The 15,626-nt window shown below is 66.9% G+C and carries 13 protein-coding genes; 7 read left to right on the top strand and 6 right to left on the bottom strand.

Translation table 11 applies throughout. The features are described from left to right. Positions 1-99 precede the first annotated feature (99 nt). On the top strand, positions 100-2,133 hold the full coding sequence (locus tag VFG33_RS38975) for a helix-turn-helix domain-containing protein (RefSeq protein WP_325058067.1): 2,034 nt from the start codon (positions 100-102) through the stop codon (positions 2,131-2,133). An 84-nt stretch (positions 2,134-2,217) separates the two neighbouring features. Here VFG33_RS38975 and VFG33_RS38970 read toward each other — a convergent pair whose 3' ends face one another. The 6 genes from VFG33_RS38970 to VFG33_RS38945 all read right to left on the bottom strand — a co-directional run bounded on the left by VFG33_RS38970 (position 2,218) and on the right by VFG33_RS38945 (position 8,844). Further along, positions 2,218-3,918, bottom strand: coding sequence for an ABC transporter substrate-binding protein (locus VFG33_RS38970; protein WP_325058066.1), 1,701 nt, complete (start codon positions 3,916-3,918; stop codon positions 2,218-2,220). 190 nt (positions 3,919-4,108) lie between these two features. Then, a complete protein-coding gene (locus tag VFG33_RS38965) occupies positions 4,109-5,152 on the bottom strand; it encodes an ABC transporter ATP-binding protein (RefSeq protein WP_325058065.1) in 1,044 nt (347 codons plus the stop codon). 28 nt (positions 5,153-5,180) lie between these two features. Further along, the gene (locus VFG33_RS38960; protein ID WP_325058064.1) at positions 5,181-6,251 is read right to left on the bottom strand and encodes an ABC transporter ATP-binding protein; all 1,071 of its coding nucleotides are present in this window, start codon (positions 6,249-6,251) and stop codon (positions 5,181-5,183) included. A 16-nt stretch (positions 6,252-6,267) separates the two neighbouring features. Then, positions 6,268-7,272, bottom strand: coding sequence for an ABC transporter permease (locus tag VFG33_RS38955; RefSeq protein WP_325058063.1), 1,005 nt, complete (start codon positions 7,270-7,272; stop codon positions 6,268-6,270). Between the two features lie 3 nt (positions 7,273-7,275). Continuing rightward, positions 7,276-8,325, bottom strand: coding sequence for an ABC transporter permease (locus VFG33_RS38950; RefSeq protein WP_325058062.1), 1,050 nt, complete (start codon positions 8,323-8,325; stop codon positions 7,276-7,278). A 90-nt stretch (positions 8,326-8,415) separates the two neighbouring features. Further along, entirely contained in the window at positions 8,416-8,844 is a 429-nt protein-coding gene (locus tag VFG33_RS38945) for a (deoxy)nucleoside triphosphate pyrophosphohydrolase (protein ID WP_325058061.1), read from the bottom strand. 53 nt (positions 8,845-8,897) lie between these two features. On the opposite strand from VFG33_RS38945, the gene VFG33_RS38940 reads away from it, so the two are divergent. The 6 genes from VFG33_RS38940 (at position 8,898) to VFG33_RS38915 (ending at position 15,624) form a co-directional block, all read left to right on the top strand. Continuing rightward, positions 8,898-9,524, top strand: coding sequence for a hypothetical protein (locus VFG33_RS38940; protein WP_325058060.1), 627 nt, complete (start codon positions 8,898-8,900; stop codon positions 9,522-9,524). Positions 9,525-9,631: 107 nt separating this feature from the next. Further along, on the top strand, positions 9,632-9,922 hold the full coding sequence (locus VFG33_RS38935; protein WP_325058059.1) for an Rv0250c family protein: 291 nt from the start codon (positions 9,632-9,634) through the stop codon (positions 9,920-9,922). A gap of 79 nt (positions 9,923-10,001) precedes the next feature. Then, on the top strand, positions 10,002-10,802 hold the full coding sequence (gene sdhC, locus VFG33_RS38930; protein ID WP_325058058.1) for a succinate dehydrogenase subunit SdhC: 801 nt from the start codon (positions 10,002-10,004) through the stop codon (positions 10,800-10,802). Between the two features lie 18 nt (positions 10,803-10,820). Next, entirely contained in the window at positions 10,821-12,701 is a 1,881-nt protein-coding gene (locus VFG33_RS38925) for a fumarate reductase/succinate dehydrogenase flavoprotein subunit (RefSeq protein ID WP_325058057.1), read from the top strand. Positions 12,702-12,777: 76 nt separating this feature from the next. Further along, complete coding sequence (locus VFG33_RS38920) at positions 12,778-13,530, top strand: succinate dehydrogenase/fumarate reductase iron-sulfur subunit (protein WP_325058056.1); 753 nt, start codon at positions 12,778-12,780, stop codon at positions 13,528-13,530. A gap of 117 nt (positions 13,531-13,647) precedes the next feature. Continuing rightward, on the top strand, positions 13,648-15,624 hold the full coding sequence (locus VFG33_RS38915; RefSeq protein WP_325058055.1) for an ABC1 kinase family protein: 1,977 nt from the start codon (positions 13,648-13,650) through the stop codon (positions 15,622-15,624). Positions 15,625-15,626: the final 2 nt, after the last annotated feature.

Genomic DNA, 15,626 nt, shown 5'->3' with positions numbered 1-15,626 from the left:
TGCCGAGCAGATGCAATTCTGCTGCCGGGTCAGTCCGGGTCACCAGGTACAACCCATACAGTTCACCCATACAAATGTGGCGATCGCGGGGGTGACGGAGTGGAGTCGCAGTTCGCGGCGCTGCTGCGGCGGCATCGAGTGGCCGCCGGCCTGACCCAGAACGAGCTGGCGGCGCTGGCCGGAGTCAGCGTGCAGGCCATCAGCACGCTCGAGCGCGGCACCCGGCGTTACCCCCAGGTGAGTACCGTCAGCGCCCTGGCGGACGCCCTCCACCTGGGCGAGGACCAGCGGGCGGCTCTCCAGGCAGCCGGATCCCGCCGGGGCCGGACCAGCATTGCCAAGAAACAGCCCGATGCCGCGCCTGCGGCAGCCGCCTCACCCCGGCAACTGCCCTTCACGAGCGGGGACTTCACCGGCCGGGTCCAGGAACTCGACGAGCTCAGCAAGCACCTGACCAGCGCCCGCGGCGTGAGCGTCACCTCCATCACCGGCATGGGGGGCATCGGCAAGACCACGCTGGCCCTCCATGTGGCACACCAGGTCGCCGACTGCTTCCCGGACGGCCAGCTCTACCTGGACCTGCGCGGCTTCGGACTCGGACCGCCCCTGGAACCTCTGGACGCCCTCACCTATCTCCTGGAGGATCTCGGCGAGACCCCGCCGGCCGACCTGCCCACAGCGGCCGCCAGGCTCCGTACTGCGCTCGCCGCGAAGCGACTGGTTCTCCTTCTGGACAACGCGTCCAACCACGAGCAGGTCCAGCAGCTCCTACCGGGCACAGGGGGCTGCGCCGTCCTGGTGACGAGCCGCCGCAGCATGGCCACGCTGGGCGGGCGTCAGTTCCACCTGGGCGAACCACCTCTGCATGAGTCGATCGAGATGCTTCGGCAGATCTCAGGCCGGCCAGATGCCCCAGAGGCCGAGTGCGCCGAGGTGGTCCGGCAATGCGGTGGTCTGCCGCTGGCGATCCGGATGGCTGGTGCCCGGTTGGCGTCGCGCCCGAGCTGGCCGGTCGCGCACCTCGCGGATCGTCTCGCCGACGGCCGCCGCCGGCTGGACGAACTACAGCTCGACGACTCCGGCGTACGGGCGACCCTGGTGCTATCCATCGAGCAACTGGCCGGCAGCGACGACCCGGTCGACGCGCAGGCGGTCTCGATGTTCGCTTTGCTCGGAGTGACGGACTGCCTGGAGCTCACGTCACCGTTGGCGGCTGCTCTGTCCGGCAGTCCCGAGCCCGAGGCTGTCAGGGTGCTGGAGAGGCTCGTCGACGTCCATCTGCTGACGACGCCCGGGCCGGGCCGGTACCTGCTGCACGACCTGGTCCGGGTGGCTGCGCGCGAGTTCGCCGAACAGGTCCTGACCGAGGCAGACCGGCTCGCGGCTACCACTCGATGGGTCAGGCGGAGCTCCGCCGTGGCGTGGAAGGCCAGCGAGTACGTCGGCCACGGGATGACCCGGGGGCGGTGGCTCGACAAGGAATGGCTGGAAGGCGTCGACGATCTCCCCGGCCAGGACGACGTCATGGCGTGGCTCGACAGTGAGCGCCCCAACCTGATTCCGACGATCCAGCAGGCGGTCGCGGAACAGCCAGAGCTCGCAGTACAGCTCGCTCTCGGTCTGAACGCGTACTACACGGTCCGGCGAGCCTGGCTCGAGTGCCTGCAGGCCAACGAGGCCGTACTACGTCTCGTCACGAGCGGACCGGACCTTGTAGCCGAGGGACTGGTACTGCATGACCTCGGCGCTGCACACGCCGAGCTAGGCCAGCACGAGCAGGCTGTGCCTCCACTACAGCGGGCAAGCGATGTTCTGCACGACAGCCTGGAGCTGTACCGCAAGGCAGGAGCCGCGATACAGCAGGCGGAGGTGCTGAGCGAGCTGGGGAAGCTCTGCCTGGCGCAAGGCCGCTATGACCAAGCAGTCGTCTACCAGAGCGAAGGCCTCGCCATCGCGGGCCAGTACGGCGACTGGCTGTGCGAGGCGGACATCCGCAAGAACCTCGGCGAGATCCGCAAGGCCCAGGGATTGTTGCCCGAGGCCCGTAGAGAGTGGCGGCTCGCGCTGTCCATCCGCGAGCAGCACAACGCCCACGGTGCCGCCGAGCTCCGCACGCTGCTCGGCTCAGCCTGAAAGCCTGAAACAAAAGGCGGGGTGGCACCGGGCGAACCCGGTACCACCCCGACTCGTCAATCTTCAGTCGGTGTTACGACTGACTCAGTTGGCCTTCTTCAGACCGATCTGGGTCAGGTCCGGCAGACCACCCGTGTTGGGGTCGGCGACCGGGTTGTCGACGTTGGAGCCCACGACGTACACGTTGAGGTCCTTGACGATCGGCACCAGCGGCACCGTCTTCATGATCTCGGTGTAGAGGTCCGAGAGACCCGTGGTCAGCTTGGCCTTGTCGGTCTCCTTCTCGAGCTCGGCCATCTTGTCCCAGCCGACGGTGTTACGACCGTAGTTGTTCTGCGCGGGCTTGTTCGGGGCGGTGGTGTCCGGCCCGAACACCGGCGGCACGACGGTCGCCAGCGTCGCCCAGTCGTAGCACCAGCCGGCAGTGATCAGATCAGTAGCCGACGAGTCCTGCTGCTGGGTCGAGTAGTAGTTGTCGCCCGGGATCTTCTGGATATCGACGTTGACGCCGATGGACTTCCAGGACGCTTGCGCGGCCTCAGCAGCCTTCACGGCCAGACCTGCGTCGGAGGTACCCAGGACGAGCTTCTCGCCCTTGTAACCGGCCTCGGTCAGCAGTTGCTTGGCCTTCACCGGGTCGCCCTCCGGCGGAACCTTGAAGGTCTCCTCCGGCTTGTAGCCGTCCAGGTCCTCCGGAATGATCGAGTCGACGACCGCGGAGAGCCGCTCGCCACCTCGTCCGTCGCGGTAGCTGGTCCGGTCCAGACCGACGTACAGCGCCTCGCGGAGCTTCTGGTTCTTCAGCAGCGGCTTCTGCTCGTTGAAGGCGATGTAACGACGGCAGACGTCAGTGGACTCGATCACCCGGTCCTTGACGTTCGCCTGGTTCGTCTTCGCGATGTTCTCCGGCTGGACGCCCCCGAAGCTCACCGAGCTCTGGTCTGCGGTGCCGTCGGCGAACAGACGCTGGTCGACGGTCGCCGGGGCGTCGCCGAACTTGAAGATGAACTTGTCCGGCAGCGCGGTGCGCAGCGGGTCGGTCTTCGCGTCCCAGTTCTCGTTGCGAACCAGCACGAGCTGCTTCTTACGGGTGTAGGACTCGATCTTGTACGGGCCCGTGGCGACCGGGTGGTTGTCGTACTGGGTCTTGGTGTCCTTGGCCTTCGGCACCGGCGACCAGATCTTCATGCTCGCGGTGCCCTCGAAGGTCGGGACCGGACGGTTCAGCTTGAAGACGATGGTCTTCTCGTCCGGCACCTCGATCGCGGTGCAGCCCTTGCCGCCGTTGTTGCCGGCGACGTACGGGCCTTTGTAGCCGGCACAGTCGAGGTACTCGTGCGCGTAGGGCGCACCCTCTTGCATGTCGGCGGAGAAGGACCGCTCGGCGCCGTACTTGATGTCGGCGGCCGTGATCGCGGTGCCGTCCTCGTACTTCAGCCCGTCCTTCAGCTTGAAGGTCCAGGTCTTGAAGTCGGGGGTCGACTCATAGCTCGCCGCCAGGTCGTTCTCCAGGACGATCTTCTTCGCCTTGGCGTCGTAGCGGTAGTCCGTCAGCGTCCGGGTGATCAGCTTGCCGATCATGCCCGAGTCGGTGACGAAGTTGCGTTGCGGGTCCAGGTGCTCCACGTCGTTCTCGTGGTAGACGGTGACGGTGCCCCCCTTGGCCCCGGCCGTAGCCTGGTCGGTCGGCGAGGCTGCATCGTCGTCTCCGCCGCATGCAGTTGCCGTCAGGGTCAGTGCGAGACCTGCCGCAATTACCTGTCCGACTCGTTTGGCGTGCTTCATAGCCAGTATCCCTTCCTTTTTCATGACGTTCGAACGCCGGATCACGGCGGCCTGTAAAGGTTGAATCTCCGTCATTTGGCGGTCATCAACTCACGTATTCACAAGCCGACGCAATGCGCGTCAGCCCCCTTGATCAAACCGTGACCGCTTCCATGCCGTCGCTAGACCTTGCGGGTACGTTCCGTTACGGTCAGATCACATCCCGTTCCTCGGGGAAGTGACACGCGGCCTTGTGGCCGGGAGCCCCGATCTGGAGGAGCGGCGGTTCCTGCTCGGCGCAGATGTCCTGCGCCTTCCAGCACCGCGTCCGGAATCGGCATCCGGACGGCGGGTTCAGTGGGCTCGGCACGTCGCCGGTCAGCCGGATCCGTTCACGGTTCGCGGTCGCGTCCGGATCGGCCTCGGGGACCGCGGACAGCAGCGCGTGCGTGTACGGGTGCCGGGCATGGTTGTACAGCTCGTCCCGGTCGGCGGTCTCGACCACCTTGCCGAGGTACATCACCGCGACCCGGTCCGAGATGTGCCGGATCACCGACAGGTCGTGGGCGATGAACAGGTACGCGAGGTCGAACTCGTCCTGCAGGTCCTCCAGCAGATTCACGATCTGCGCCTGGATGGAGACGTCGAGCGCCGACACCGGCTCGTCGCAGACGATCAGCTTCGGCCGCAGGGCCAGTGCCCGGGCGACCCCGATCCGCTGCCGCTGACCGCCGGAGAACTCGTGCGGGTACCGGTTGTAGTGCTCGGGGTTCAGCCCGACCCGCTCCATCAGCGTCTGGACGGCCTTCTTGGTGCTGGTGTCGGTCTTCACCTTCTGGATGTCGAACGGTGCCCCGATGATGGTGCCGACCGTCTGGCGCGGGTTCAGCGACGAGAACGGGTCCTGGAAGATCATCTGGATCTCGCGCCGGTACGGCCGCATCCTGGCCCGGCTCAGGTGGGTGATGTCCGACCCCTCGAACCGGATCGTCCCGCCGGTGGGCTCGTCCAGCCTGGTCACCAGCCGGCCGGTGGTCGTCTTCCCGCAGCCCGACTCGCCGACGACGCCGAGCGTCTCACCGGTGGCGATGGTCAGGTCGATGCCGTCGACCGCCTTCACGGCCCCGGTCTGACGCTGGAAGATGATGCCGCGGGTGACCGGGAAGTAGCGCTGCAGCCCCTGGACCTCGAGCAGCAACTCACCTCGCTCGGGCTGCCCGGTGGCGGCCTGCTCGACCGACGTCGACGTACTCACGATCGCTCCTCGTGCTTCGGTGCCGCCATCACAGGGCCGGCTTGATCTGCTCGGTGAACAACCGCTTGCGCTGCTCGGGCTCGATGTGGCACCGAACCCGATGCCCGTCCGCGTCGATCTGCAGCAGCTCGGGCAGCTCGCCGGTGCACGAGTGCCCCTCGACGTACTGCTGGTAGTCGCAGCGCGGCTGGAACGGGCAGCCCTTGGGCAGGTTGATCAGCGACGGCGGTGTGCCCCGGATCGACTTGAGCCGGTGGTCGCCGCCGCGGTTCACCCGCGGGATCGAGCCGAGCAGTCCCCAGGTGTACGGCATCTCCGGCCGGTAGAAGATGTCCCGGACCTTGCCGGCCTCGACCACCCGGCCGCCGTACATCACGACCACGTCCTGGGTCATCTGGGCGACCACGCCGAGGTCGTGGGTGATGATGATGATCGCGGAGTTGAACTCCTTCTGCAGATCCATCATCAGGTCGAGGATCTGGGCCTGCACGGTCACGTCCAGGGCCGTGGTCGGCTCGTCCGCGATCAGCAGGGCCGGGTCGCACATCAGCGCCATCGCGATCATCGCGCGCTGCCGCATACCGCCGGAGAACTGGTGCGGGTAGTCCTCGAACCGCTTGTTCGGCGACGGGATGCCGACCCGCTCGAGCAGATCGATGGCGCGCCTCTTGGCCACCGCCTTCGACACGTCGTTGTGCACCAGGTACGCCTCGGTCAGCTGGTCGCCGACCCGGTAGAACGGGTGCATCGCCGACAGCGGGTCCTGGAAGATCATCGCCACCTGCTGGCCGCGCAGCCGGCGGATCTCCGGTACCGACATCGAGACCAGTTCGGCGCCGTCCAGCCAGATCTCACCGGTGACCTTGGCCCGGCTGCCCTTGTGCAGGCCCATGATCGCCAGGCTGGACACGCTCTTGCCGGAACCGGACTCGCCGACGATGCCCAGGGTCTTACCGCGTTCGAGGGTGAAGCTCAGGCCGTTGACGGCCTTCACCATCCCGTCGTCGGTCGGGAAATGCACCTGCAGGTCCTTCAACTCCAGGAACGGCCGGCCGGTCTCCCGGGCGGGCGCCTCCGTCGTTGTCACTGACTCGGTCACTGGTCTCCTCGTCGAATCACGACAACCGCACGCGCGGGTCGATGAAGGCGTACAGGATGTCGACGACGACGTTCGCGACCACGACGAAGATCGCCGCGAACAGGACGACGCCCATGATCGCCGGCAGGTCGTTGCCGAGCACCGAGTCGATCGAGAACTTGCCCAGCCCGGTGATGCTGAAGACCTGTTCGGTGATGACCGCGCCGCCCAGCAGGCCGCCGAGGTCGAGCCCGAAGATGGTCACGATCGGGGTCAGCGCGGAGCGCAGTCCGTGCTTGAACACCACTGTGCGTTCACTGAGCCCCTTGGCCCGGGCGGTGCGGATGTAGTCCTCGTTCATCGTGTCGATCATGTTGGCCCGGGTGAGCCTCGTGTAGAGGGCCGCGTAGACCAGCGCCAAGGTGATCCACGGCAGGATGTAGAACTGCAGCCATTTCGCCGGACCCACGTCGAACAAGGCCGCGTTGGCCGTATCGGGGAACGGTATCCATTTCAGCTTGACGATGAAGAGGAACAGCAACAGGTAGCCGAACACGATGGTCGGGAACGAGACGCCGAACAACGCGACCCCGACGCTGAGTTTGTCCAGCCACTTGCCCTTGCGCAAGGCGGCCAGCAGCCCGAGCATCACCCCGAAGAACAGCCAGATGACGGCGGCGCCGGTGGCGAGCCAGAGGGTCGCCGGGAACGCGTCGGAGATCGAGTCCCAGACCGGTACGCCGTTCTGGTACGACTCACCGAAGCACGGCCAGGCGCACTCGCGCTCGCTGCCCTCGGAGCCGATCGTCCGGCCGCCGGGGTTGACCAGGCCCTTCATGTAGGTGCCGTACTGGACGATCAGCGGGTCGTCGAAGCCATAGGTGGCGTTGACCGTGGCGATCGTCTCGGTGTTGCAGTTCTTGCCGCAGATCAGCAGCGCCGGGTTCGCCGGGGTGACCCAGAACAGGAAGAAGGTGATAGCGCTGATCACCCACAGGATGACGATGGTCTGCAGCAGCCGGCGGATCAGATAACGGCCCATTGGTCAGCTCCTCCCGGCCCGCGGGTCGAGGGCGTCGCGTACCGAGTCGCCCAGCAGGTTGAACGCGAGCACGGTGATGAACAGCGCCAGGCCCGGGAAGAACAGGTAGAGCGGGTTGGACTCGATCCAGTCCGACGCGTCGGCGATCATCCGGCCCCACGACGCGGTGGGCTCCTTGATCCCGACGCCCAGGAAGGACAGCGCGGCCTCCGCGGTGATGTTGCCCGGGATCAGCAGGGTCGTATAGACCAGCAGAGTCGGGATCAGGTTCGGCAGGATCTGCCGGAAGATCACATAGATCGGGCCGGCGCCGAGCGATCGGGCCGCCTCGACGAACTCCCGCTCCCGTAGGGACAGAACCTGGCCGCGGACGATCCGGGCCAGATACGCCCAGCCGAAGAAGCCGAGGACGAACATCAGCACGCCCATCCGCAGCGCGTTGTCGTCCGGGATGCCGAACAGGTCCTGGCCGCGGCTGGCGATCACCGGGGTGAGCGCCATCACGAACAGCAGCGTCGGGAAGCTCAGCATGATGTCCATCAGCCGGCTCAGCAGCGTGTCGACCCAGCCGCGGAAGTAGCCCGAGACCATCCCGACCACAGTGCCGATGACGATCGCGATCACCGTGCCGCCGAGCGCTACCAGCAGCGAGACCCGGGTGCCGTAGACCAGCCGGGAGAACACGTCCCGGCCGTTCTGCGGCTCGACACCGAGCCAGTGCTCGCTGCTCGTGCCGCTGCCCCACAGGCCACCGATCGGGATCCCTCCGTCACGGGTGTTCAGCAACGGGTTACCGTCCGAGTCTGTCTTGTTGAACTGGTCCGGCGGGAAGCCGTTCAGCTTCACGATCAGCGGGGCGAAGATCGCCACCGCGACGATGAGCAGGATCAGGAGCGCGCTGATGATCGCGATCTTGTCCTTCTTCAGCCGGGCCAGGGCGATCTGACCGAGAGAACGCCCTTCGATCTGCTTGGCCTCGGCGGTGTCGGCGAGATGATCAGCCGGCAGCCCGCCGCCCTCTGGAGACTGGGCCTCCGATACCCCCAGCGTCATTGCTGTCGCCCGTCCTTCCCAGTTGATTCAATCGGCGGCCACCCCGGATTGCCGAGTTGCCGGAACCCTACGTATCTCGCAGTGTGGACGCTATGGGGCGGGGCCGCTCGTCGCTGAATCGTGACTGATCGCCTCGCCGTCGGCAAGCAACTCACGCAACCGGTGCACGAAAGGTCTGTCCGGTTCCAGCCAGGCGAGCTGATCCAGCTCCTCGGCGCCGACCCAGCGGATCTCGGTGTGTTCGCGCAGCACCGGCTCGCCTGCGGTGAGTTGCGCGACATACACCCTGAGTAGGTAGCGCTCGCCGATCGGTTGCCCTGAGCCCAGAACCGGCCCGATCCGCACCCGCAGGCCGAGTTCCTCCGCCAGTTCGCGTGCGCCGGCCGCCTGCTCGCTCTCCCCGGGCTCCACCTTGCCACCCGGGAACTCCCAGCCGCCCTGGTCGCCACTGCGGAGCGCGGCCAGGACCTTGCCGTCCCGGACCACGGCCACCCCGACGACCACCTGCCTGTCAGTCACGGACAGAGAATAACGACCCGGAACTGTCCGTGACGGCAGGCAGGATATGCAGCGTGGCGTTACAGAACAGGGTGCTGCCCACCCAGGAGATCGTGGCCGAGTCCGGCCGCGGCCTGCTGATGGGCAATCGCGGCTCCCTGCACGGCCCGGATCGGCGGCTGGGCAGCGCTCGCTGGCGGTCGAAGGCGTGGATCTGCTGCCTGCTCGACTACAAGGGCGTGCGCCGCGATCCGATGCCGCCCGGGCGGTGGACGGCGCTGTTCTTCTTCGACGAGGCCGTGGCGCTCGCCGCCGGCCATCGACCGTGTGCCTACTGCCGCCGCCGCGACTACCTCCTGTACGCCAGTGCGTGGGCCCGTGGCCGCGGTCTGCCGGAACGGCCCCGGGCAGTCGCGATGGACGCGCAGCTCCACCTCGAGCGGGTCGAACCACGCACCCGGCGCCAACGGACCACGATCGCCGAGCTCGCCGAACTCCCTGACGGCGCGATGATCCGGTGCGACGGCCGCCCGGCACTCGTCCTCGATGGAAACGTGCTCGGCTGGTCGTGGGAGGGATATGCCACACCGGTCCGACCGCCCGGGTTGCGGGAGGTCGAAGTCCTCACGCCGCCGGCGAATCTCGTTGTACTGAAGGCGGGATTCGTCCCCTTACTCCACTCATCGGCCATCGGCAACTGAGGTAAGCCTTACCAGGAACACGCCGTACGGAGGGGTCTTCCGTTGTGCGCCGCGCGCGGGCAAAGTGTGGCCATACTTACAGCGACAAAACCATTACTGGAGTCGGTATGGGTGACGGCAGCACCGTGGCATCCGTGCAACGCGCACTCGAAGCGGTGCACGCGGCAGTCGGCAAACTCAGCCAGGAGTACGGTGACACCCTCGGCATTCGCCGGCTGGTGTCCGACGTGGCCAGGTTGAGTGACGACCTGGCCGAGCTCGGCCCTCCCGACCCGCATCACAGACCCGGACCTGTTCCGGAGGACCTCGAGGAGATTCCCGACGTGGAGTATGACGCGTCCATGTGGACAGACGCGGAGCACGAAGGCTTCGGAGCACCGGACCGGCGCGCCCCATGAGTGAGAGAATCGAACGAGAAATTCAATACAGCGGCTTTGAGCCGTCAGATGCCGCCGTAGCGCAGCGAGGCCGCATCTGATGGCTCTTGGAGTTGACGCACCCGGTCGCGCTCAGATCGGGAAGAAAACACTGCGCACCGACCGCTGGTGGCTCGCGCCGCTGCGGATCGGGGTGATCCTGGCCTTCTTCGTCATCTATGCGACGGTCCGGATCTTCATGAACAAGTGGTACTGGGTCGATGAGCACCATTACCTCACTCCGCTGTACTCCCCCTGTATCAGCGACTCCTGCGTTCCCGGATCGAGTCACCTGGGCCGCTGGTTCGGCGACTTCCCGCGGTGGCTGCCGCTCAGCCTGATCACCTTCGCGGTGCTCGCAGGCTTCCGCGGTACTTGCTACTACTACCGCAAGGCCGGCTACCGCTCGCTCTTCTTCGCGCCGTCGGCCTGTGCCGTCCCGGAGCCGCACAAGACCTACACGGGTGAGACGAAGTTCCCGCTGATCGCGCTGAACCTGCACCGCTACTTCTTCTACGGCGCGCTGGTCTTCGGCCTGCTGAACGTCTACGACGGCGTCCAGGCGTTCCACGGCGAGGACGGCGGCTTCGGCCTCGGCCTGGGCACGTTGATCATCTGGGTCAACCTGGTGATGTTGTGGCTGTACACGTTGTCGTGCCACGCCTGCCGGCACATCGTCGGCGGACGGCTGAAGAACTTCTCCAAGCACCCGCTGCGGTACCGCTACTGGACCTTCGTGTCCAAGCTGAACCCCAAGCACGGCACCTTCGCGATGGCCTCGCTCTTCACCGTGATCCTGACCGACGCCTACATCATGGCGGTCTCGGCCGGCTGGTTCTCCGATCTACGCTTCTTCAACTGATACAGGACTCGTACCCCTATGACTGAGCTGGAACGACACTCCTACGACGTCGTCGTGATCGGGGCCGGCGGCGCCGGTCTGCGTGCGGCGATCGAGGCCCGCGAGCAGGGCAAACGCACCGCGATCGTGTGCAAGTCCCTGTTCGGCAAGGCCCATACGGTGATGGCCGAGGGCGGTTGCGCGGCCGCGATGGGCAACGCGAACTCGAACGACAACTGGCAGGTCCACTACGTCGACACCATGCGCGGCGGCAAGTTCCTGAACAACTGGCGGATGGCCGAACTGCACGCGCAGGAAGCCCCCGACCGGGTCTGGGAGCTGGAGACGTACGGCGCGCTGTTCGACCGCACCCCGGACGGACGGATCAGCCAGCGGAACTTCGGCGGTCACACCTACCCGCGGCTGGCGCACGTCGGCGACCGCACCGGCCTGGAGCTGATCCGCACCCTGCAGCAGAAGATCGTCTCGCTGCAGCAGGAGGACTTCGCCGCCACCGGTGACTACGAGGCCAACCTCAAGGTCTACGCCGAGTGCACCGTGACCGAGTTGATGAAGGACGGAGATGCGATCTCCGGGGCCTTCGGGTACTGGCGCGAGTCCGGCCGGTTCATCCTGTTCGACGCACCGGCTGTGATTCTCGCCACTGGCGGGATCGGCAAATCCTTCAAGGTCACCTCGAACTCGTGGGAGTACACCGGTGACGGGCACGCGCTGGCGATGCGGGCCGGCGCGACCCTGATCAACATGGAGTTCGTCCAGTTCCACCCGACCGGCATGGTCTGGCCGCCGTCGGTGAAGGGCATCCTGGTCACCGAGTCGGTTCGCGGTGACGGTGGCGTGCTGAAGAACTCCGAGGGCAAGCGGTTCATGTTCGACTACGTGCCGGACGTGTTCCGCGCGCAGTACGCGGAGTCCGAGGACGAGGCCGACCGCTGGTACAAGGATGCGGACAACAACCGGCGTCCCCCGGAGCTGCTGCCGCGCGACGAGGTCGCCCGGGCGATCAACTCCGAGGTGAAGGAGGGCCGCGGTACTCCGCACGGCGGCGTCTTCCTGGACGTGTCCTCCCGGCTGCCGGCCGAGGAGATCAAGCGCCGGCTCCCGTCGATGCACCACCAGTTCCTGGAGCTGGCGGATGTCGACATCACCGCCGAGCCGATGGAGGTCGGCCCGACCTGTCACTACGTGATGGGTGGTGTCGAGGTGGACCCCGACACCGCGCAGTCCGTAGTACCGGGGCTGTACTCGGCCGGTGAGGTTGCCGGCGGCATGCACGGGTCGAACAGGCTCGGTGGCAACTCGCTGTCCGACCTGCTCGTCTTCGGACGGCGGGCCGGCATGGCCGCCGCCCTGTACGTCGATTCGCTGGGCGCCGAGCGGCCGAAGATCTCCGAGGCCGATGTGGACTCCGCGGCCGCGGAGGCACTGGCTCCCTTCGAGCTCGAGGGCGGCGAGAATCCGTACACGATCCACCAGGAACTGCAGCAGGCGATGAACGACCTGGTCGGCATCATCCGCAAGGAAGAGGAGATGGAGCAGGCACTCGGCCGGCTCGCCGACTTCCGCGCCCGGATCGCGAAGATGACGGTCGAGGGGCACCGGCAGTTCAACCCCGGCTGGCACCTCGCGCTGGACCTGCGCAACATGCTGACGGTGTCGGAGTGTGTCGCGAAGGCGGCCCTGCAGCGGCAGGAGTCGCGCGGCGGTCACACCCGGGACGACTTCCCCGGCATGAACGCCGAGTGGCGCAAGCTGCTGCTGGTCTGCTCGCTGAACGCCGACGGCAGCGTGAACGTGGTCAAGAAGGACCAGATCCCGATGCGCGACAACCTGCTGGAACTGTTCGAGCGCAGCGAACTGAGCAAGTACATGACCGAGGAGGAGCTGCCGGCATCATGAGCGAGCGGAGCGAGGTCATCAAACAACACAGCACCTCTGGTAGCTCGTTGGTGCCCGGAGCGAAGCGAGGACAGCGATGAGTTACAAAGGCAAGTTCCGGGTCTGGCGTGGGGACGACCAGGGTGGTGACCTCAAGGACTACGAGGTCGAGGTGAACGAGGGTGAGGTCGTACTCGACATCATCCACCGTCTGCAGGCGACGCAGACGCCGGATCTCGCGGTCCGGTGGAACTGCAAGGCCGGCAAGTGCGGTTCGTGCAGCGCGGAGGTGAACGGCAAGCCGAAGCTGCTCTGTATGACCCGGATGAACACCTTCGGCGAGGATGACGTCGTCACCGTCACGCCGATGCGTACCTTCCCGGTGATGCGGGACCTCGTCACCGACGTGTCGTTCAACTACGCCAAGGCCCGGGAGATCCCCGCCTTCACCCCGCCCGCGGATGTGAAGGCCGGCGACTACCGGATGCAGCAGGTCGATGTGGAACGCTCGCAGGAGTTCCGCAAGTGCATCGAGTGTTTCCTGTGCCAGGACACCTGCCACGTGATCCGGGACCACGAGGAGAACAAGGAGTCCTTCTCCGGTCCGCGCTTCCTGATGCGGATCGCCGAGCTGGACATGCACCCGCTGGACGCGGCCGACCGGCAGAAGGCCGCGCAGGAGCAGCACGGTCTCGGCATGTGCAACATCACCAAGTGCTGCACCGAGGTCTGCCCCGAGCACATCAAGATCACCGACAACGCGCTGATCCCGATGAAGGAGCGCGTCGCCGACCGCAAGTACGACCCGATCGTCTGGCTCGGCAACAAGATCCGCCGCCGCCCGGCCTGATCCCTTCACGCGAAGAGCCCCTGACGATCTGTCAGGGGCTCTCTGCGGTCCGGACCAGGGGCGACTCCACCGTCCGGGTGAGCCGCCCCAGCCCTCTCAGCCCCTACTGTTCCCATCATGGACATCGTCGTGGCCGGGCTGTTCAGCATCGCCATCTTCATGGCGATCTTCGTGCCTGTCTCGCAGCGCCTGCTCGGCGTGCGCTTCGGGCTGATCCGGCTGGCCCTGGGGGCCGCGCTCACGCTCACGGTCTTCAGTCCGATCGCCAACGCACTGGTCGGCAAGCTGCCCTTCGAGGGTTCCAACGCCGCCGCGGTCGCGTTCCTGGCGTTGACGGCGGTCTGCTCGATGCTGGCCGGCCTGGTCTTCCTGGTGTTGTCCGAAGCCCTGGTACCGACCGGATCGTTGCCCCGGGCCCGGGATCTCCGCCGGGACCTGAGCGGCCGGATCGCGCGCACCCGGCGTTACCTGCAGATCCTCCGGATCGCGATCAAACACGGCCTCGGCCCGTACTTGCGCGGCCGCCGTCGTCCTGGCCGGGAGAACGCCGCCGGCCAGGCCGAGCTGGCCCGCTCGCTGCGCCTCGCCCTCGATGAGGCAGGTGTCACGTTCGTCAAGCTCGGTCAGGTCCTGTCCACCCGCAGCGACATCATCCCCGCCTCGGTCGCCACCGAACTCAGCCGCCTGCAGGACCAGGTCTCCCCCGCCCCCTGGCCGCTGATCGAGGAAGTCCTCACCGAGGAACTCGGCGCACCTCCCCACGAGTTGTATGCCGACTTCGCTACCGAACCGCTCGCGGCCGCCTCGGTCGCGCAGGTGTACACGGCCCGCCTGCCCGATGGACCGCGGGTGGTGGTCAAGGTCCAGCGTCCCGGTATCGTCGGCGTCGTCGACCGGGATCTCGACATCGTCCGCCGGCTCGCCCGGCTGCTCGAGCGGAACACCGACTGGGGCCGCTCGATGGGTGTCCTGGCGCTGGCCGACGGCTTCGCCGACGCGATGCGCGAGGAGCTCGACTTCACCATCGAGGCCGGCAACATGACCACTGTCGCGGCCGGCCGCTCCGTTGCCGCCAGCAATGATCTGGTGGTGCCCGAGCTGTACCCACAGCAGTCCACCCGCCGGGTGCTGACCATGCAGCGACTGGACGGCATCGGCCTGGGCAGCGCGGCGCATGCGATCGCCGAGCGCGGCCTGGACGCCGCCCGCCTCGGCCGGGCGCTGTTCGACTGCCTGCTCGGCCAGGTCGCGATCGACGGCGTCTTCCACGCCGACCCGCATCCCGGCAACTTCCTGCTGCTGACCGACGGCCGGATCGGCATGCTCGACCTCGGGTCGGTCGGCAGGCTCGACCCGGCCACCCGCGAGGCTTTGCAGCGATTCCTGCTCGCGATCGACCGTGGCGACCCGGTCGCCGCGACCGACGCCCTGCTGGAGATCGTCTACCGTCCCGACGTGATCGACGAGCGCGCCCTCGAACGCGCGGTCGGCCAGTTCATGACCCGGCACCTCACCGCGGGCGTGGCGCTCGGGCCGGCGATGTTCACCGACCTGTTCAAGATCATCACCACCCACGAACTCGGCGTACCGCCTGAGGTGGCAGCGGTGTTCCGGGCCCTGGCGACGGTGGAGGGCACGATCTCGCGGATCTCCCCCGGGTTCGATCTGGTGGCCGCGTCGCGTCAGTTCGCGGCCGCCCATGTGACGGATCGGCTGGCTCCGGACGCGTTGCGCCGGACGGCGACCGAGGAACTGGCCACCCTGCTGCCGATGCTGCGGCGGTTGCCGCGCCGGATCGACCGGATCGCCGCGGCCGCCGAGAGCGGACGCCTCGGTTTCAACGTGCGCCTGCTCGCGGACGAGCGGGACCGCCGGCACCTCACCGGCCTGCTCCACCAGACCCTGCTCGCGATCCTCGGCGCCACCGCGGGGTTGATGGCGGTCCTGTTGCTCGGTACTCCGGGCGGCCCGCAGGTGACCCCGTCGATGAGCCTGTTCCACCTCTTCGGCTACAACCTCCTGGTCATCTGCGCAGTCCTCGTACTGCGAGTCCTGGTCCTCATTTTCCGCCTACCAGAGACAAGATCCCGCTAGTC

The sequence above is a fragment of the Kribbella sp. genome (genome assembly GCF_035687465.1).
Classification (GTDB): domain Bacteria; phylum Actinomycetota; class Actinomycetes; order Propionibacteriales; family Kribbellaceae; genus Kribbella.
Note: the sequence above shows the minus strand (reverse complement) of the source record. Positions and strands in the feature narration are given on the sequence as shown.

Coding starts and splice junctions, on each gene's coding strand:
- VFG33_RS38970 (WP_325058066.1), bottom strand. CDS start 3,918: ATGAAGCACGCCAAACGAGTCGGACAGGTAATTGCGGCAGGTCTCGCA.
- VFG33_RS38955 (WP_325058063.1), bottom strand. CDS start 7,272: ATGGGCCGTTATCTGATCCGCCGGCTGCTGCAGACCATCGTCATCCTG.
- VFG33_RS38950 (WP_325058062.1), bottom strand. CDS start 8,325: ATGACGCTGGGGGTATCGGAGGCCCAGTCTCCAGAGGGCGGCGGGCTG.
- VFG33_RS38935 (WP_325058059.1), top strand. CDS start 9,632: ATGGGTGACGGCAGCACCGTGGCATCCGTGCAACGCGCACTCGAAGCG.
- sdhC (WP_325058058.1), top strand. CDS start 10,002: ATGGCTCTTGGAGTTGACGCACCCGGTCGCGCTCAGATCGGGAAGAAA.
- VFG33_RS38925 (WP_325058057.1), top strand. CDS start 10,821: ATGACTGAGCTGGAACGACACTCCTACGACGTCGTCGTGATCGGGGCC.
- VFG33_RS38920 (WP_325058056.1), top strand. CDS start 12,778: ATGAGTTACAAAGGCAAGTTCCGGGTCTGGCGTGGGGACGACCAGGGT.
- VFG33_RS38915 (WP_325058055.1), top strand. CDS start 13,648: ATGGACATCGTCGTGGCCGGGCTGTTCAGCATCGCCATCTTCATGGCG.